This window comes from Labilibacter marinus, from assembly GCF_001659685.2.
Lineage (GTDB): Bacteria > Bacteroidota > Bacteroidia > Bacteroidales > Marinilabiliaceae > Saccharicrinis > Saccharicrinis marinus.
Genome location: NZ_LXYE02000002.1, coordinates 34,466 through 55,394 on the forward strand (window position 1 = coordinate 34,466; position 20,929 = coordinate 55,394).

A 20,929-nucleotide genomic window follows, 5' to 3' on the forward strand; every position below is an offset into this window, starting at 1 on the left:
GTACTATTATTACAGCACACCCTATTATAAATTGATTTAAATACATTGTTTATAAAACCACTTTTTTAGTTATCTCCATACCATCGCTTTGTACTTTTACAATAGCAACTCTATTTCCTTTTAAAGGTATTTGGTAATAGGATGTATTAAAGATTCCTTGATGAATACTTTGCCCGCTTAAGTCATAAATAGATACTTTATATTCCGAGGATTTTAATGATGAATTTTCGTTAATATTTATTTTCACCATCTCGTCTTTAGCGTAAATATTAACCTCCGATTGATTTAACTTTTCAGATGGCAATGTAGTGGAAAGTTGATTTTTGCACACCAATAATTCAAATCTATCATTCGTATTATCCATATGTTCAAAATGGTATGCCGATTGGTTTCTAAGGTTAATTAAATGATTCTTAGCATTATCTTTTAATAAAATATCCCAAGAGGTATTAACACTATTAATATCCGAAATATTCAACTGCAAGGTGCTATTTGGCTCATTACTTAACTGATACCCCACTGGTATAACAATGGTATCGTTAGGCTGGGGCAATACATTTATAGAAAGAAGTTTACTTGCTTTTTGTGCAAAAATATTTGCTGATGCATCATCACCCATTCGTTTCTCCGAATCGTACTTCGTCACATCAAAACTACCTTCTTCCCTAAATGCCAACACTAACTCATCCGAAATATCACCTTGCTCCAATAGTAGTCTGATTACATCATTGGCCTCAGCTGATGCACTTTTTAACTGTGATGCGACAGATGAATGTAGCTGTGCTCGCGAATTGATGACAATGTCATCATTACCAGTATAGGTTCTTACCCAAAAACTTTGGCCAGGTACAATATATTTAGTCCCTCCGTTTTGTCCTAAACCAGATGCTATATTATAGGTGGCAAAACCACGAGAATTGTTACCTAGGTTAGTTCTTACCCAAGTACTTTCTTTAAAACTACCCAAATCAATACCGTTGGTAATATCTAAATAGCTAGGGTACGGATTACCTACCAAGTACCATCCTGCTTTTACAAAGCTCCTACTGTAACTATCTGAGGCGTTCAGTTTTCCGTCATACTCCAAAGTAGACGATGCATCTTTAATGTTTAAAGAGTAACCTTCTAGCGCTGTTGTATTGATATCAGACGATTCATAAAAGTCGTAATTCATGTTACCCTGTATAGAATTCCAGGCATCCTTGTAATTATACAATACATAGGCGTTTCCATTTTGTGTTAAAGATTGCTCAAAATCTTCCATAGTAACACCTGATAATGGCAAACCAATATACCAATACCTTAATTGTGGTAATTGCCAGCGATAAGTAACCAATGGCTCAACCGAGCCTTTGCTTATTAATGAACTCAGGCCTGTATTAGAATTCTCTACGATTAAGCCATGATCAATACCCTTTAAATCGCCATTGATGGTAACCTGACTTCCTGCTTTTATGGTTAAATTCCCACTGACAATATTTAGATGGCGGATTTGTGCATTTCCATTTAATGAAGGATTATAAACAATACCTGTATTGATGGTCACATCTGAGTTAGCACTTGGTACTTCATTTGAGCTCCAGTTGTCCGCTGTAAACCAGTTGTTGCTAGTTCCACCTAACCATGAGTAAGCCAACAATACATCGCTAGCAAAGGTGTAATAACTACCTTCATTACTCCAATCAAAGGATGGTCTGGCAGTGCTTGTGGTGATGGTTCCTGTCTGATTACTACCTGTAGGTGTGTTACATGTAAGCGCCTGCCACTGGTCGCCAGAAGGACTAGACTTCCAAACACCCATGGTCACAATAGACATATCTACACCACTATGAGCTCCCCAATTAAAGGTCATGTGAGCTTTAGCCTGTGCATTAGGGCCTAAAACTCGCCAAAATTCCTGATGACTAATATATTTCAATGGATCCTCTAAGGCCTCCACATCCATGTTGCGACTGTGGTCTGATGGCGAATATTTATAATACTCAGCCACCCAAAGACCACTTGAATTTTGACTAGTATTGATATGGATGGGTGCAAACTTACCTGATTGCCCTAGCGGAAATCTAAAGTTTTGACTCGACTGCATAACTTTATATAAAGGTCCGTTTATATAACTTTGTACATCGCCTCCAACAATGGCATTTACCGAATTATTCAATACCGTTAATTTTGCTGTAGAACTTGTGCTTACAATACCACTTTGTAAATCCAATATATTATTGATAGAACACGATGTTTCTAAATCTACACCGTAGCTATTATCAATACGTAAACAATTAAAAGAATTTGCATCTGTAAATGATGACGCACCATTTATATATTGCTTCACACCTCCCGAAAATTCAACCATTGGATTACTATTACCTACAGCACTTCCCCAATTAACAGATCCACTAACAAAGCTTAGGTTACCTTTAATAATCATATCTTGATTATGCTCATTAATGCAATTTAACAAGGTATTATCTCCTTGAATTGTAAAGTTTCCTTTTAGTTTAAGACTTACATTGGGAAAACGACGTTCACCTGTTCCGCTTAATTTTAGATTATTAATATCCGATAGGTTATTTAAGATGTCATAATCATTTGTTCCAGAATACTCTAAAGTACCTCCCTCTTCAGATAAAAAAGTATCGTAAAAACCTGCAGGTATTATTTCCGATTCACTGATTAAGGTTCCAGTACCTTCAACAATACCCAGGCGATTCCCAAAAGTTGTTCCCGTACTTATCGTTCCGTTAATGGTAGTACGATAGGAGGATCGATACTTTTGAGCTATAGTAACCGTATGTTCTGGATTAATGATCACTTGAGCTCCAATTGGGCCGCCTACAGGCACCGCACCTCCAGCGGGCACTGTTTGCCAAGTGGATGCCGATGACCAGTCTCCCGACACAACAGACTCATAGGTAGGAACGCTATTAGGAATGGCTCCAAGACGCGTTTGTGAGTTGGGCTGAACTCCTGCAGTATAATCTCCAGAAATCTCACTGTCTGAAACACCATTATAGCTAAATCGCATTAAATCATTTGACTCTTCAAAATCAGCCCAATCAAACTTATTCCAATCCGACTCATTAAAAATCAAACGCGCAGGAATGTAATCCGCAGCGCTATACGTTGAACCATTTTGATTACTGATAAGAATATCATTAGATGTAAAATGCATTTCAACATGGCCTGTAAAGGAAGTTACTCCGGTACTGCGTAAGCTCCAATAGTAGTTCAGTGCATTTTCACGATCGACAATTTCAGTATCAGGGTTCTCAATATCTTCTTGAATGGATGGATGCATTTCATTAGCTGCTTTTACAATAAGCGCTGATTCCCCTCCCGAAATAGATGAAATATTTGCCACAACTGGAGTGTATTTACCTCCAGATCCTATAGGGTAAGTTGTACTACCTACATATCCATTATTAAAATACTTTTTAATACCACTATCTGTAAAAGAAGCATTGGTTTGAATCATATTATTTGTCCCATAAGATTCAATGGGAGTAAAAATGGCGTCTTCAGACATTACAAGAAGATTTTCGCCTATATCCAGGACTCCAGCTTTTAAGCACAGTTCATTCTTAATCGTAATGGAATCTGTAGCTGTTGTTAGTTTAACTCCGAATGCCCCATTATCAATGTACATTTTACCCAAAGTACCACCATTGCCATCAATCAGTTGTTGTTCGTTGCCTTTAAATAAGATTCCATCGCCACCAGACAAATGAATAATTTCTGAAGTATTTTGAAGGTTTCCTTGTAGTGTGACTGTATGACCACCGTCGGAAAGAGTACCGGATGTAACGTTTAATTGATTTTCTACAGTACAATTTTGTTCCAGCACTAAACTGTTGGCACCTTGTTTGCTTAAGGTTGAAAAAGTTGTTTCAGCTGTTCCTCCTATTATTTGTTGCGATTCACTTGTGAATATGGTTTCATTGCCATTGGATTCATACACTCCATAATTAGTAAAATCCTTTTTTATGGTAACAGTTTGCCCGTTGGCATTAAATGTTGAAGCAATAGGAACAGTATTTTGTAAATCACCTACATCAAGATTTCCAACAGTTAAAGGTACAGTTACCAATCTAGCTTCATTATTTGCTCCTAATATGCTTAGATTCTCTATTTCCTTGTTTATATATAGGTCAAAGAACCGAGAATTAAGGTCTGATGATTGACCAATTTGAATACTCGTGCCACTTTCAATACTGACCGTTTCAGGATCAAAATAGAAAGCTGGGAAAGTAGCATTTTCCTGTGGCCTGACAATATGAAGGTCGCCGGCATTTTGAGTAAAACTACTTCCGTCATTTAAAATTTCGAAAACACCTCGATTATTAACTGGCGCGGCAAATTCTCCAACCACCAATCCGCTCTCGTTATTTTGTGTGTATTTTAATATACCTTCTTCCGTATTCTCTGGTCGACGAATTTGCGAACCAACGCACAACATACCTCCATCCAGTATCAATTCGGCATTACCCGAAGCAGAATATTCGATATAATTATTGCCATTACCTGGCGCATCTCCAAAGAACGACGCCATCATACCATTAATGAGGACTGTGCCGGCTGGAATAACTCCAGGAATAGATCCCGTTTGAAGGCGACCATCTAAATAGATTCCACTATCATCACCATAAAAGTGAAGCATCCCAGCATTCACTACTAAGGCCGCATCCGCAGGTATTCTAAAATCAGCTCCTCCAGTATTTAATGGTAAATTGATTTCTGCAGAATTAAAAATAGCTGAACCACTTTTTAGGATAAACGCTTTTTCTTCGGCTAACCCATTGGTTGGTCCTGTTAAGTTAAATGCATTTTCAAACGTAAATGAATGATTTTGTGAACCTCCTTTATCCACAATTATGCGCGAGAATACAACATTCGATGATTGAGATGAATATTTGTGATCACCTTCTCCCAGCAAATTAAGTACAGCATGGGCATGGTTAGTATCATTTCCTAGTTGAACACTTGCATTAGCTGATTCAAGCTGGAAATCTCCGTATACATTCAGATTATGCTGCAGCAGCTGATTACCCGCATTATCTATGGCAATTTGAGAAGCCATGTTATTATTTGAAGTATTGCGTAGTATTATATCCTGAAGAACATTAATTTCAGAAACATTAGCGTTGGAAGAAGAAAGCAAAAACTGCCCGTTATTATAACTTGAATGACCTATTTTTAAATCCTTACCAATGGTTAATTTCCCTTCTCCTGCGCGGACTATAGAGTGATGCACAATGTTCATATTTCTGTTAATGGTTACATCCTCATTTGGCATGTTAATTAGGCGACTATTGTTTCCACCGCTAAACCATAAAGAGGGATATTCGGTAAATGAATCTGATAGGGTTATTTCAGCATTTGAAGAAGCTCCACTCCAATCATAAATGATAAGCGCATCATCATATTGATGAAAATTGGAAAAATCACCATTAGGCAAATCACCATTATAATGCTCATCTATCTCAAATGCAATAACAGCGGCATAATTATCTAATTCGGTTCCTGTATGTGTATCGGCTACCTCAACATAGTTAAGTGTAGATGAGTAAGCATGGTAGTTATTATTATTGGAAAAAATAATGCGCGGACATCCACCTGAATAACCATGCTGATCATCAAACACAACTCGTCCCACATTTAAAGCCTGATTAACCGTTACCAAACCACTATAAAAAGCACCTTGACGTTGAAGAATAGCCACATCACCTTCCTTGGGGTAATCAGAGGCAGCTATGCTAGCGTCTCGATCCATTACCCATGATGTTGGATTTGTCCAAAGATTAGTTCCTGAACCTGTATTTAGATAGTATACCTCAGGGCTGCCTTCAAAGCGAGCTTCTCTACCAGCTGTATAGGAGGCATTTTTTATCTCAAACCCGTTATCACTAGAACCGTTTAAAACAATGCTTTTAGAATTCTCAGCAACACTGCTATAATCAGGGCTAGGAGAATCCTCATACCATCTGGTAAACGCACCAGTATTAAGTACTTCACCAGCTACATAGTCATAGGCATTATAGATACTACCTGGAATATCGTTGTTGTTATACCTAAAGGTTAATTGAACAATAGGTTTAGTAGCTTCAAAACCTTGCGGTTGTACGTCCCAATAATAACTTAAACAGCTACCGCCATTTAAGTTAGTTGTTTGTAACTCCTGATCAACAGGAACAATGGTAATGTAACCATCGGAAATATTAGAATTTTTTACCTCAACCATGGCCGGGGTATATTTTCCATTGCATCCTATCGGAAAAATGTAATTACTCTGGTTAGCATCTACTTTTAATTGTAAACCGCCATCCGAAGCATTACCAGCAGTATAAATCATCTTAGTAGAACTGGCATCTCCAATATTATTAAAAGGTACATAAGGATTCCTGGTATTATATTTCACAAGGTAATCAAGCTTTAGCTTATGAGTTCCCAGGTTAATATTACCCCTTTTGTAGTCTAATCGTTTAATGTATATATCAGAGGTAAATGTCATTGCTGTAGAAGTACTTCCTTCAAGTTTTACATACCCAAATATGGCATCATCTGAAGATTGAATATCCTGGTTGCTGATATTGGTTGCCAAGTAAGCGCCATGCCTTGTTACCCCATGCTCATAAGTACAAAGTGTACCCTTGTTAACAATGGGTCCGAAAGCTCTGATTCCCCAGTTTCCTTGATCTAGGGTACCATTTTCGACACGTAATTCCCCCATTGATCTCACCAATCGGGCATACGTATTATCTGTGACAACACGGTTATTATCATCACATTCAACTTTTATGGAAGCGCCATTTTGTTTATCAACCGTTAGGTTCCAAAGAACTTGCTCCTGTGCGTGAGATGGATTATCATACCAGGTATAATAAAGAACCCCATCTTCTGTACCATTGAATGTTGTTGTATTCTTGCTCCAGCTCGTCAGCCATTGGGTATTGTTTCTATTGTTATAACCACTCATAGCATGATGCTCATAGGTTGCTGCGCGCTCAATGGTGAAATTTCTTCCGATAGTTACATCATTACCATTGTGCAAAAACCGAACAACATCTTTTGAGAAGTTAGTTACCTGATCTGGTGTTTCCAAGACTAAATCATGCAGTACCACAAGATTGCTTTCTAACTTAAAAGCATGACTCATACTTGTAATAACTTCCCCCTGTCTTTTTACGGTTAGATTATAAACGGGTACCGTTGAATGATAGTCAAAATCATCCGTATCATCCATTTCAACAACAACATTACCTCCTGTAACTTGGTAATTACTTTCTGCTGATAATACTTTGAATTCAGGAACAGAACTGTTGTTAGCATCCTTAAAATTGATGCTTCCACCACTCATTTGAAAAACAGAACTTTCACTATCGAGTCCAAACAAAGGGAAATTAGTACCAATGGCAGCTCCATTTTTATTTCCCCAAATAATTATCTCACCACCCGATTGATTGTAAGAAACAACTCCAGACGCACCTGACTGACTTCGAATCTGCCCAGCTTCAATAGTTCCTCCACTAATTTTCATCTGACCATTAGCATCACCCCAAAAAATTAGTCCTGCACTGTTTCGAGTACTCAAAAATCCATCGGAAACCATTAATTCACCATATATAGACAACGCTTGATGGCCGCCTCCACCATTAACTCCAAGAGCTGTTTGTCCGGGCACATCATTAACACTTTGAGCAGTTGTATATACTCGGGTATCTGCCGACGCTATCCACAATCGTCCATTTTGACCAATCTGAAAATCACCGTTACCACCATTTGAATTACCTTCACTTAAGGATGGGATATGAATTTTTCCATTCAACTTTAGGGTGCCGTTCTGAATCCATAAGGCTTTTCTAACTTCTGGATTTGATTCGCTATAGGGAGCACTTGTGACTCTTCCTAAACTGTTGGGGCCCAATAGAGCAAAATACGATTCATCGGTTGCATCAATCTCTAATTGATAGGTTTTATCCACACCTTTATTAACAATTAAAGTATATAAGTTGCTTGTTCCTTCTAATAGCGCTTTACTATCCCTTAAGGTGTTAAATTCTAAAACAGCCGCTCCGTCTGTAGCTAATTCATCATAAACAGGAAAGGTTCTGTTGGTTAACAAAAGCTCTCCCTCATTATGTAGATTACCACCTATCGTTAAACGGTGATGCATGTTATGGTAATTTCCTACACTTGGTAATTGATTAGAACCAATGCTGTTGCTGCCAATTGTATTTCCTTGACCAACGGTTATTTTAGCACCTGAGGATATCTGTAAATCATTCTCAATAGTAATATTTAAAGTACTTGTTGATACATCATCATTAATTTGAAAAATACCTTTGGATATGACCAAGGAGTTAGATAAACTGCAGTTTCCGAGTAAAGTTAATACTTGGTTGGCATCGTTTAAGTTTACCTCCATATTGTAATACGTAAAGCTCTGAGAAGATACAGTATTTAACGCATAAGATTCCCCTGTATAAACAACCGTTCCTTGTCCGCTGGATGAATTAAAGTGTGTAGCATCTCCATCTGGAAAATTGTTATTCGCCAAAATAATTCGTCCACCTCCACGTATTTGTCCAAAAGAATGTGTGATATCCGAAGCCGAAATATCTAAACGTCCATCAATGGTTATTCTGCTACATTGTAGTACTCCATTTGCTTGGTGAATAGATATGGTTTTACCTGTATGAATAACAATAATATCCTCTACAGAAGGAACTTCATTAATTGGGTTATTGGGTAGGTTTCCGGAAGGGTCAAGTGTCCAGGTTTCCCAATCGTTCCAATCACCCGAACGCAGTGCGTACCAAGTTTGAGTTTCTGATAACACGCTAATTTTATTATTCTCAAAGGATTCTCTTTTTGAGGGATTCACATCGTTTGCCACTACACTTACAAAACACATTAGCATTAATGCAAGTAGTTTAACACTTTTAAATACCGTACAACACATAACAACAAGATCTATATTAATTACTCCTATAAGAATTGGAGTAAGTGATTATGCAAAAGTACGTATGAGGGAAAATAAATGGTACGTTTATTGGTATAGCAAAAGGTTAACAAACTACTGTAGTATTTTATATTTAGTATATGTCTAATTGGTATGTTAACCTTTTGCTAATCCATTTTATGCATTGAAAACAATGGATTGTATGTGTTTTCTGTTTGTTTTGTATGAGTGGATTTTAGTTAAAATATTATTGTTTTTAATATAAAAGTGCATCTTATTTTGAGAGGAAATAATAAAAAATATATTCTGGTGTACTTGTTTCTTATACCTTTTGCTTTACAAGTAAATGCCAGCCAGCATTATAAACTATTAGTACTACATAGTGATCCACAAAATTATCCAGCTGTTAGTTATTTTAACGAAGGGATGCAACACTATTTTGAACATTCGGATTTTGACGTAACTATTCATTATGAGAATTTTGATTCTTCAAATTTAGGAACTAGTGTAGCCTACAGAAACAAGTTTTCGCAATTATTAGAGTTAAAATACAAAGATCATTTACCCGATGCGATTATTTGTACCGAAAGAGATGTTGCTATTTGGTATTCTAATTATTTGCCTTCAATATTTAAAGGTATTCCTTCTTTTTACTTAGGAGGCATTTATGATTTAGAAAAATTACCAAGCCTGAATACGATTGAAGTAATGAATGATATTAAGGATTGTTTCAGAAATATAATGGATGTTCTACCAGGTACTAAACATATCTATTACTTTACGGATAAATTTACGCATCAGCGCTTGGTTGATGAGTTTGGGCAGGTTGATTTCAATGTAGATATTCATATTATACAAGACAAAACTCCCAAAGAAATTGTAAAAATACTTCAAGAATTACCTAAACAATCGGTTGCATTCTATCAATACATTCATAAAAATCGTAATGAAAACGTTATACCCTTTGATGCCTTAAAAGAAATTAGTAAAGACCTGCAAGTTCCATTATTTGTAAATGTATCTCATTATATAATCGATAATGTTTTAGGAGGAAAGTGCATAGATTTTAATAAATTAGGGTACAAAACAGCTGCCTGTATTGATAGTACTTTAATGAGCAAAAATACGCATTCTAATTACTATCGCATCAATAGTTCACGCTTTATTTATAATCAAAGAGCATTAGATAAATTTAATATATCCACATCTCATCTTCCTGACAATACTACTATTATAAATAGTCATAAAACGATTTGGGATTACTGGATTCCTATATCCTTGTTTTTGGTGTTAGCTATTATTGAAGCTATTTCAATAGTGATACTATTATGGCAAAGAAAAAAAACGAAGGCAGCAGAATTACTGGTTCAACAAATTAATAATGAACTGGAAAATACTATTGATGAGCAAGTATCAGAAATAAAAAAGCAGAATATATTATTAAAGCAGAAGCACGAGAAAATACTTATTCTACAAAAACACAAGGAGCTCATTTCAAATATGATTGTACATGATTTAAAAAATCCACTTTCTGTAATTTTAAATTACAATCGTATAAGCAATTATAAATTAAGAGAAGAGTTGGTTCAGGGAGCTGGTAAAAGTATGCTCAGCCTAATATCCAATATTATGGATATGTACAAATTAGAGAATCGACAAGATCAGTTAAAATTCAATACATTTTCGGTTTCTAAGCTAATAAAACAAGCCTTAAACGAAATGATCATTCCGGCTCAAGGGAATTGTATCATCATCAATACCCAGAATAATTATGACGGTTTAATCAATGCAGATATCGAAATTCTTACACGTGTACTGATTAACCTGTTATCTAATGCCATTAAAAACTCACCCAGTAGGAGCACTATTCAAATTGGTACAGAATATCTTGAAAAAGAAAAAATGCTCAAAATAATTGTAAGCGATAGTGGAACGGGTATTGATGAAGCTTTAATGGATACTATTTTTAATGATTCCCAGAAAAGCTTTAAAAAAGACCGTCTATCATCGGGTTTGGGTCTTACATTTTGTTCAGTGGCAGTGTCAACATTCAAAGGTAGTATTGGTGTAAAAAACAATACAGATATAGGTGCTTCTTTTTGGTTTACTATCCCTTATAAAGAAAAGTTTGATAAGCCTTTTAATTACGTAATCAATGATGATAAACGAATAGATGATACTAATGCATGTGCATGTGTTGAAATTAAATTCATTGAAAAACTGAAAAGATTAAAAGTTTTTCAGTTTTCTGAGATACAAGATATTTTAAATAAAATAGATGTAGAGACTAATAAAAATACTTTAGTTTTTATTGCAAAGATTAGAACAGCCATTAGACTTTGCGATGAGGAACTTTATTTAGACACTTTAAATGAATTGGAAAAACGAACTAAACAGTAGGATTCTAATTGTTGATGATATTATCGAGAATCTGGAATTGATTTCTCAATCATTACAAGAAGCCATGCCTAATTGTATTATATATCAAACCAATAGTGTTAATAATGCTATTAAAATTGCTCAGGAAATGCATCCCGATATTGTGCTTAGCGATTGGGATATGCCTTTAAAAGATGGGATTGATTTAATAAATGAGCTTAAGAAAGATGATAAAACAAAGGATATACCTGTTATTATATTAACTGGTATAAATTGCGATTCTAACAGTTTAAAAGTGGCATTAGAAGCTGGAGCTGTTGACTTTTTAAAGAAACCCTTTGATATAATAGAATTACAAGCCAGGATACATGCCACCTTATCCATAAATAATGAGCACCAAGAGTATATCAGCTCTAAAGAAAGAGAGCTTATTCAAAATGCGCTTAACTTAGAAAAGTCTATTGAGTTTTTGGTAAAGCTTAAAAGTAAATTAAGTCAGTTTAAACAGAATGCAAATCTTCGAAAAAAGGATCAAGCTGATATTGATGAAATGCTTGAGCTAATAGAGGATAGAACTTCATATGATAATTGGAACCAATTTGAACTGGTGTTTCAATCGGTGCATCCCGACTTTATAAAGAAACTTTTAAAAGTCTACCCCGAATTAAGTATGGCCGACCTTAAGTTATGTGTGTTAATCAGGCTTAATATTAGCATTAAAAACATAGCTTACATACTTCATATTAAACCAGAAAGTATAAAGGTTTCACGTTCAAGGCTCAGAAAAAAAATGAGATTAGAACAATCCCAGAATTTAGTTTCATTTTTATCTCAGTTTTAAATGATTGTGACAAATGGATTATTAAAGTTTATAAAAGTCGACCATTTCTGTAAGATGAAGGAGACATTCCAAACTTATTTCTGAAACTGCGAGAAAAATGAGCGGAATCATTATAGCCTAAGTCTAGAGCAATGTTTGTAATGGGAGTACTAGTGTCTATTAATAAATTACGGGCATTTTCAAGTCGAGAATTTTGTAAAAATTTGATAGGAGGAACGCCAAAAATTGTTTTAAAGTTATGATGAATTCCAGATTCACTAATTCCAAACTCAAGAGCTAAGGATTTAATATCAGGTGGATTATTGATTCGCTCGAGTAGTGCATCTTTAATTTTGTGCATAACTTTTAGGTTCTCTTCAATAACATCAAACATTTTACTCTTTTCTTCCTGTAAAGAAAGCTGAATAAAAAAATGGGTTAGTAGAGCCAATGCCTTCGATAACATCAATCCATTTTTTCCAATGCGCGTTTCTTGCAATCTAAATATATCATTAAAATACTCCTCAATACTTAAGTCGCCATATAGCTGATGTTTCCAAGCCAAATTAAAATTTATTAGTTCAGGTAACTCGGGCCATGTATCTTCACTAAACTGCGTTAAAACATTAGTGTTGACCTGAAAGCCTATCAAGTATATTTCTTCACCCTTAGGAATCAATAAATTTAAAGGTGTATGCCGATTAAACAAGCTAATATTACTTACTTTTTCATCGGTAAACTTGTAGTATTTATTAAATGTATCCTCAACCAGTTCTTTGTTACAGAAACGAACTATAGTAAGTGGTTTTTCCTTAATATCATCATCTTCTAATAATACATCTACATTAAACTTAGCGCGAATAATATTCATCTGTAATCCTTCAATTTGATTGAAAAAATTAACCTTTACAAAAGAATTACCATAACTCCCACTTAGCTCATGTTTCTTAACCGTTAGGTTTGAAAAAATACTTGTTAAAGAATTTATCGATTTATTAATGGAGGTGTATTTTATTTTTATCGTTTTAGCCTCATTCATTTATATAGCATTTAAAGCATAAATATAAACTATTTATAATTTGTGCAGATATCGACAAGTCATTTGCAGGTATATACAATTTTCACACTGGAATAATTTCAAATTTTGTCATGTAAAAATAAGTATCCTTAAAAATACAAGACATGGAAAATTTAATTAAAAGATTAATCTTAGCATCATTTGTTATACTCCTTGGAGCAGTTGCAACTATAGCTCAAAAGCAACCAAATATTTTAGTCATCATGGGCGATGATATCGGAGCGCCAAACCTAAGTATTTACGGTCATGGCATCATGGGCTATCAAACTCCAAATATTGATAGAATCGGAAAAGATGGTTTAATGTTTACGGATTATTATGCTGAGCAAAGCTGTACAGCTGGCCGTTCTGCATTTATAACAGGACAACATGTTATTAGAACAGGCCTGTCCAAAGTTGGCCTTCCTGGATCTAATATTGGCATTCAGGATGAAACGGCCACATTGGCTGAAATGCTGAAACCTTTGGGTTATGCGACAGGTCAGTTTGGGAAGAATCATTTTGGAGACCTAGATAAACATTTGCCTACTAATCACGGATTTGATGAATTCTTTGGTAATTTATATCATTTGAATGCAGAGGAAGAGCCTGAACATCAAGATTGGCCAACTGGAGAAGAGGCTAAAAGAGTAGCAGTACCAAGGGGTGTTTTGCAAGCATCTGCCGATGGCCCGATTAAAGATACTGGACCTTTAACCAGCAAAAGAATGGAAACAGTTGATGAGGAATTTATGGCGGCTGCTTTTCAATTTATGGAAGAAAAAACAGCAGAGAATAAGCCGTGGTTTACATGGATGAATACAACTGGTATGCACTTCTGGACGCATATAAATGACGAATGGAAAGGAAAGTCAGGCTTGGGTGATTATGCTGATGGTATGTTACGCTTAGACTGGATTGTGGGTGAATTTGAAAAAAAGCTAAAGGAATTGGGAGTAGATGACAACACCATAGTAATTTTTACCACAGATAATGGTGTACATCAGGCTACCTGGCCCGATGCTGGTGTAACTTGGTTTCACGGTGAAAAAACAACGAATTGGGAAGGTGGTTTCCGAGTGCCTTGTTTAGCAAAATTCCCTGAAAGATATGATATTGAACCTGGAACTATTGTAAATGACGTTACATCACACCTAGATTGGGTACCCACACTACTAGCCGCAGCAGGAGACAAAGATACGCCAGAAAAGCTTTTAGCAGGTACTTTCGAATCTAATAATAAAGTATTTAAAAATCATTTAGATGGGTTTGATATGCTACCATTATGGAGCGGTAAAACGGATGAAAATCCTCGTAAGTATTTCATTTATGCTACCGATGCAGGCGAAATTTCTGCCATTAGATTTGCCGATAGATGGAAGGCTATGTATATGGAACAAAAGGCAATTGGTCAGGATGTTTGGGTATATAAATTAGAATCTCTAAAAGCACCTCTGTTATTTGACCTCAGAAACGATCCTTTTGAGAAAGCCAGAGAAACAAACAGCTATCATGATTGGTATGCTAGGCACCCATTCGTATTTGGCTGGGCTGCAAGTTATGTGATAGAGTTTAAATCAACCTTTGAAGAATATCCTGCTGTTCAAAAGCCAGCAACATGGAATATAACAGAGTTATAGCTTATATAAAGCAGCAAAACAATTTACAGAAGATGATTTCTATATTTTAAGTAATAAGAAATCATCTTCTAAAATAAGTTTCTTTGCAAAACAAAATATTTGGTGTAATACCTAAGCAATAGAATCCTCTTTAAATAAGTGAGTGTCAAAATATCTATTTCACTTCCAGTTTTAACTTACCCAGTTTTCCGTAGTCTGCAGTATAAGTTCCTTTTTCAATAGCATGTATTTGTCCTAGAGCTCCAGTAATTACAATGTCACCTTTTTTAGGCGAATAACCATGCTCAATGGCAAAGTTAATAGCCACGGATAGAGCTTCCCATTGGTTATCCATTGCATCCGTTCCCTTACCTGTATTAATAGCTGTGTTGTTATGGAAAAGTTCAGCGACTATGCTGTTTGGATCAACGCTTCCTACGGGAACAGCATCACCAAGTACTTGATGCGAACTAAAAGTGTTGCTTCCAATTAATTCAGGAACGGTAATGTTTGCAGGATCTTCTGAAGTTACATCAGGTACTTCAAATACAGGAAGCAATTCAGCAATAAAAGATTGTACATTTTCTACAGAGGTAAGTTCACTAACGTCCTGCGCTAATCGGTAGCCTATTTCAGTTTCAATCTTAGCTAATTTAAAGTCGCTAAGCTCAATGGTACTGTTGTTTTCAAGGTTGCCATCTTGATAAAGTACACCAGCAAGCAATGTGCTTAAGCCCATGTTTTTCTGTCCACCTCTTCCTGAAACTGCCGCTTTGTATCCAGCAATTCCCTTTGTTTTAATTACTTCGGTAACCAATTTTTTCTGATTTGCATAAGCTTGTTCTAGAACGTCGCTTGGAATTAGTTCAGCCATAATATGTTATTAATTAATGTTTGTGTGGTATATTCGAAATCATCCGCTTCTATTTTTGGATGAAAATATTCTTCATTTAAAATTTCACGCTAAAATATAATTTATTTTGGAATAATTAGGAAGTGCATAAATGTTCCGAATTCCTTGATTTACCTATGTTTTAAATGTAAGTGATAGAATATTAGCAAAGTATGAGGTTGAAATAAAAGAAATGATTTACTTTGGAATTAAGAAATAAGTGTTAAATTTGAATTTTGTATACAAAAAACAAACAAGTGAGTAGAGTACAGATTGAACAGCCAGATTTGAGTAAGCCCATTTACGATAAAGTAAAGGCCATGATATTAAGTCAGGAGTTAAAACCTGGGCAAAAAATCATTCAAGAAAAACTGTCGGCACAATTAGGTGTAAGTCGCACGCCATTAGCAAAAGCACTTCAAATGTTAGAGTTTGAATTGTTGGTAGAAAGCAAGCCCAGAAGGGGAATGTATGTAAAGGATATTGACTTACAGGAAATGTTGGAGGTTTTTGAATGTAGAGAGGCGCTAGAAGGAATGGCTGCTCGAAAATTAGCCGAGCTAACAAATAAGGATACGATTAAAAGGATGGAGGCTTTAATCACTCCATTTATGAATAAGGATAAAAAAATAGTGACAACGAAATATGCTAGAGCCGATGAGAAATTTCATCAAATATTAATTGATGATACAGGCAATAAGGTATTACGTCGCCTATTTGTTTTTGGAAGTATCCATGATAAGATTGCCCAAATGGGATTGGTTCGACCACCAGAGGAGACCTTAGAAGAGCATATTAAAATTGTAGAAGCCATTAAAGAAGGGGACGGAGATAAGGCGGCAGAAGCAGCTTCAATGCACGTTCGTAGGTCAAGAGAACTGATTGAAAAAGAAATTCAGAAGATAGATAACTAATAATTAATTAAGAAATGAAGAACTACAAAATTGCTGTTATTCCTGGAGATGGTATTGGTCATGAAATTGTGCCTGCAGCGGTTAAAATTTTAGATGCAGTAGCTTCTAAAAATGATTTTGAGTTAACGAAAGAAGACTTCACCTTTGGCGCTGGTCATTATTTAAAAAATGGTGAGTTTATGCCAGAGAATGGACTGGAAATCTTAAAAGGATTTGATGCCATATTTTTTGGCGCAGTAGGGCTACCTGCTGTGGATGATTCTTTACCAGCCAAGGATTATACGTTTAAAGTAAGATCTGCTTTCAGACAATATGCCAACTATCGACCAGTAAGAACTTATGCAGGTATCGATGGACCACTTAAATCTGATAAAGAAATTGATATGGTGGTGGTGCGTGAGAATACAGAGGGTGAGTTTGTTCAAATAGGAGGTCAGTTCTTCCCCGATTTTGAAAATGGTTTTGGTGTAGATACTTCTGTGTTTACACGTAAAGGAACCGAGCGTATAGCACACTATGCATTTAAATTAGCTCGTACCCGAAGAAATAAAGTAACCTTTATTACTAAATCAAATACTTTAATTAATAGTTTAACCTATTGGGATAGAGTGATCAATGAAGTAGCTGTAAATTACCCTGATGTAAAGTGTGAGAGAATGTACATTGATGCAGCAGCGGCTAACTTTGTGCTTAAGCCAGAAACATTTGATGTGGTATTAACCACGAATTCGTATGGTGATATCTTAAGTGATTTAGGTGGTGCTATTATGGGAAGTTTAGGTTTAGGCGGCTCAGGAAATGTTAACCCTGAAAAAGATTATCCATCTATGTTTGAGCCTATTCATGGTTCTGCTCCAGATATTGCAGGTGAGAACAAAGCCAATCCTTATGGTCAAATTTGGTCGGCAGCTATCATGTTAGAGCATTTAGGCGAAAGCGAAGCAGCGCAACAAATTATGGTGGCCATGGATAAAGCTACGGCTGATGGTATTTTGTCTGTTGATTTAGGTGGTAAGTATGCTACCGATAAAATTGCAGATGAGGTAATTAAAAGATTATAAAAGGAATTACTGAAAATACGTGTATTTAAATTGTTATGCCTAAATATATTGATCTTACATTAAATCTTGAATCTGGTATGCGCGGTGTATCAGTGGATGTGGCCCGTCGTATCGAAAAGGATGGCTGGAACGCAACCACCTTTCATCTATATTCTCATGCAGGAACCCATATGGATGCTCCCTTGCATTTTGATAGGGATAATGGAATAAATACCATTGATGTCATTCCTGTGGAGCGCTTTTTTGTGGATAGTTACTTGATTGATGTAAGTACGATAGGAGATAAAGGTTTGATATTGCCATCGCATCTAGGGGATGTTATTGATAAGATAAAAGCTGGAGAAGGTCTTATTTTTAAAACAGGCTGGAGCCAATATGTTGGTGAGGACAAATTTAGAGATGACTTGCCTCGCATTAGCAAAGAGTTGGTGAAGTGGTGCATCGATAAAAAGGTTGGCTTGATTGGTGTTGAACCACCATCCATAGCCGATGTAAATAACCCACAGGAGCTGACCGAAATTCATGCCTTGGTGCTTGATGCAGGAATAATGATTGTGGAAGGCTTATGTAATTTAGAAGCCATCACCCAAGAAAAAGTACACTTAGTTTCATTGCCTCTGCGCGTTAAAGGTGCCGATGGTGCGCCTGCCAGAGTTGTTGCTATTGAAGAATAATGAAAAAAAATACTACTATGATTAGCGATTATTTTTACAGAGTTGGAGCCTTAACGCCAACAAAATTTTGGATTAATAATGTCACCAAAGAAGAAGCTAAAATGGCCATTGAAGCAGGCGCTTTAGGTTGTACGCAAAACCCTTCATATACCTGGAAAATGTTAACGCATCCAGAGTATGGAGATTACGCCAAAAAGGTATTAGCTGAAACGCTAAAGGAGTCTGATGATGATAATGAGGTAGCTTGTATTTTTCAGCGTAAGCTAATTGCTGAGATTGCTGAAATATTTATGCCTGTTTATGAAAAAACAAACGGAAAGCATGGGTATGTGAGTATTCAAGGTGACCCGATTCATGAACATGATGCACAGGTTATTATTGATGAGGCGCGCAGAAATAGAGAGATAAGCCCCAATATGATGATAAAAATTCCTGCTACTAAAGCGGGAATTGAAGCCATGGATGTATTGATTGCCGAAAATACGCCTTTAAATGCAACAGAGGTAATGGGTATGAGTCAGGCTCTTCAGTTGTGTGATATGTATAAAAGTATCACAGAAAGAACTAAAACAAGGCCTGTGATGCTATTGTCTTTGATAACAGGAATTTATGACGAATGGTTGCAAAAAGATGTACAAGAAAAAGGAATTGAGGTTAACCCTGATGCACTTTATCAGGCAGGTATGGTTATTGCCAAAAAAGTATATAAAACCATGCACGACCGCGGAACTGAACTTGGTTTTATTGGCGGTGGCATGCGTGGTTTACATCATTTTACAGAGATGGTTGGCGGTGATGTGAATATTACCATGAACTGGAAAGGTCATGCTGAAGAATTACTAAAATTAAATAAACCAGTAGTTTCAAGATTATTCAACCCAACGCAAGATGTTGTGCTTGAAGAGCTGTTAGCTAAACTACCAGAATTTAATAAAGCATACTTCGAAAATGGTTTAACAGTGGATGAATACGAAGAGTATGGTCCTGTTAAATATTTTTGGGAATCTTTTGTTAGCGCATGGAAAAACGTAGTAAAAACTATCGGAGAAATGCGATAGTACCAAAATATAGATAACCATTTCTTGCTGGTATTTTAAGGTAGGAATAGTTATCCGTTGTTTTCCAAAACACAATTTACCGAAGCGATAGTTTATATGATGGTTATTCATTGTATATTCTATCGTTTTAAAAATCTACATTTTAATCTACACTTAAACCAACGGTATGGTATTAATGATGCTGTTGGTTTTAATCCCTTAAAATAAATCTATGTTTCCCAGACGAATAATTCTGGTTATTGGAACCTTTCTGATAACCGTTCTCCTTTATGTGGATAGAGCCTGTATTGGAGCAGCAAAAGAAAATATAAGTAGCGACTTTAACTTAACCAATCTACAATGGACGTGGGTATTGGCTATTTTCACCTTAGGTTATGCGCTTTTTCAACGTCCAGCAGGACAATTATCAGATAAAAAAGGTCCTCGCTTTGTGATGGCATGCATCATTGGGGTTTGGTCGTTTTTAACCGCTTTAACTGGGGCAGCCTGGAATGCCATGTCTTTATTGGTGATTCGTTTCTTATTTGGAGCAGGTGAAGCAGGAGCATTTCCTACCTTATCAAAGGTGGTGTTTAAATGGTTTCCAATTAAAGAACGTGGTATTGTACAAGGTATTAATTTCTCTGGTTCGCGACTTGGAGCTGCATTTGCTTACCCTATCGTATTTATATTAATTAGTGCCGTGGGCTGGAAATGGAGCTTTGGTGTATTTGGTATTGTTGGCGTATTGTTCGCTGTAGTATGGTGGATATTTTTTAGAGACACACCCGAAGAGATTGAAGATATTAGTGCAGAAGAAAAAAAGTATATTATTGATAATCGTCAAGAACAATCATCGGCTAAACCAAAGCCATTAGATTTTATAAAAACCATGAAATCGTCTAATTTGTGGATGGCGATGATTCAGTATATTGGGAGTAACTTTACTTTCTATTTTACATTAACCTGGATGTTCCCTTATTTGAAGGAAGCTTTAAAAGCATCGGGAACAAACACTAGTTTTTATGCCATGGCACCTTTAATTGCTGGTGCATTAGGTAATTGGGTTTCAGGTTTTATGGTGGATAAAATGTATGCTTCAGGTCGATGGCGATGGTCTCGTAGATTACCAGCAATGATTGGTTTCACTTTGGCTGCAATAGGTATGTTTTTAATGCCTCAGGCAGATTCTACCATGATGAAGTTATTGTTATTAAGTATTGCAATTTTTGGGGCGGATATGACCTTAAGTCCTTCGTGGGCATTTTGTATCGATATTGGTAAAGAGCATGCCGGTTCTGTTTCTGGAACGATGAATATGGCAGGGAACTTAGGCGCTTTTGCATCTATCCTTGTATTTGGTTATTTAGCAGAATCCTTGATTTCGTCAGGATTAAATGCCAAAGAAGCGATGGCAGCTAATGATATGTTTTTCTATATCTGTGCAGGTTTAAGCGTACTGTCCATCATCATGTGGAGTTTTATGCGACCAAGACGAAGTATTGTTGATTAAAAAAGAG

The 20,929-nt window shown here is 36.1% G+C and carries 11 protein-coding genes; 8 read left to right on the top strand and 3 right to left on the bottom strand.

Annotated elements, in window-relative coordinates:
* Positions 1–49: 49 nt before the first annotated feature.
* Positions 50–8,914 carry a hypothetical protein gene (locus A8L32_RS01705; protein ID WP_143524990.1) on the bottom strand — a complete coding sequence of 2,955 codons (8,865 nt, stop codon included), beginning with the start codon at positions 8,912–8,914 and terminating at the stop codon, positions 50–52.
* Between the two features lie 351 nt (positions 8,915–9,265).
* Here A8L32_RS01705 and A8L32_RS01710 point away from each other — a divergent pair, with 351 nt between their 5' ends.
* The gene (locus A8L32_RS01710) at positions 9,266–11,356 is read left to right on the top strand and encodes a sensor histidine kinase (protein ID WP_143524991.1); all 2,091 of its coding nucleotides are present in this window, start codon (positions 9,266–9,268) and stop codon (positions 11,354–11,356) included.
* Positions 11,328–12,176, top strand: a complete 849-nt coding sequence (locus A8L32_RS01715) for a response regulator (RefSeq protein WP_066627030.1) — start codon at positions 11,328–11,330, stop codon at positions 12,174–12,176. Before A8L32_RS01710 ends, A8L32_RS01715 begins: the two co-directional genes overlap by 29 nt.
* A 28-nt stretch (positions 12,177–12,204) precedes the next feature.
* Here the strand turns inward: A8L32_RS01715 and A8L32_RS01720 are convergent, their stop codons facing one another.
* Positions 12,205–13,194, bottom strand: coding sequence for a helix-turn-helix domain-containing protein (locus A8L32_RS01720; protein ID WP_066627032.1), 990 nt, complete (start codon positions 13,192–13,194; stop codon positions 12,205–12,207).
* 143 nt (positions 13,195–13,337) lie between these two features.
* Between A8L32_RS01720 and A8L32_RS01725 the strand changes: the two genes are divergently transcribed.
* Positions 13,338–14,852, top strand: a complete 1,515-nt coding sequence (locus A8L32_RS01725) for an arylsulfatase (RefSeq protein ID WP_066627035.1) — start codon at positions 13,338–13,340, stop codon at positions 14,850–14,852.
* A gap of 154 nt (positions 14,853–15,006) precedes the next feature.
* Here the strand turns inward: A8L32_RS01725 and A8L32_RS01730 are convergent, their stop codons facing one another.
* Positions 15,007–15,705, bottom strand: a complete 699-nt coding sequence (locus A8L32_RS01730) for a hypothetical protein (RefSeq protein ID WP_066627037.1) — start codon at positions 15,703–15,705, stop codon at positions 15,007–15,009.
* A 275-nt stretch (positions 15,706–15,980) separates the two neighbouring features.
* Between A8L32_RS01730 and A8L32_RS01735 the strand changes: the two genes are divergently transcribed.
* The 5 genes from A8L32_RS01735 to A8L32_RS01755 all read left to right on the top strand — a co-directional run bounded on the left by A8L32_RS01735 (position 15,981) and on the right by A8L32_RS01755 (position 20,922).
* Complete coding sequence (locus A8L32_RS01735; RefSeq protein ID WP_143524992.1) at positions 15,981–16,637, top strand: GntR family transcriptional regulator; 657 nt, start codon at positions 15,981–15,983, stop codon at positions 16,635–16,637.
* A 14-nt stretch (positions 16,638–16,651) separates the two neighbouring features.
* Positions 16,652–17,698 carry an isocitrate/isopropylmalate dehydrogenase family protein gene (locus tag A8L32_RS01740; protein WP_066627041.1) on the top strand — a complete coding sequence of 349 codons (1,047 nt, stop codon included), beginning with the start codon at positions 16,652–16,654 and terminating at the stop codon, positions 17,696–17,698.
* Between the two features lie 35 nt (positions 17,699–17,733).
* Positions 17,734–18,372, top strand: coding sequence for a cyclase family protein (locus A8L32_RS01745; RefSeq protein WP_066627044.1), 639 nt, complete (start codon positions 17,734–17,736; stop codon positions 18,370–18,372).
* A gap of 17 nt (positions 18,373–18,389) precedes the next feature.
* Positions 18,390–19,430 carry a transaldolase family protein gene (locus tag A8L32_RS01750; RefSeq protein WP_158027187.1) on the top strand — a complete coding sequence of 347 codons (1,041 nt, stop codon included), beginning with the start codon at positions 18,390–18,392 and terminating at the stop codon, positions 19,428–19,430.
* Between the two features lie 211 nt (positions 19,431–19,641).
* Positions 19,642–20,922, top strand: a complete 1,281-nt coding sequence (locus tag A8L32_RS01755) for an MFS transporter (protein ID WP_066627049.1) — start codon at positions 19,642–19,644, stop codon at positions 20,920–20,922.
* The last annotated feature ends 7 nt before the right edge of the window (positions 20,923–20,929 follow it).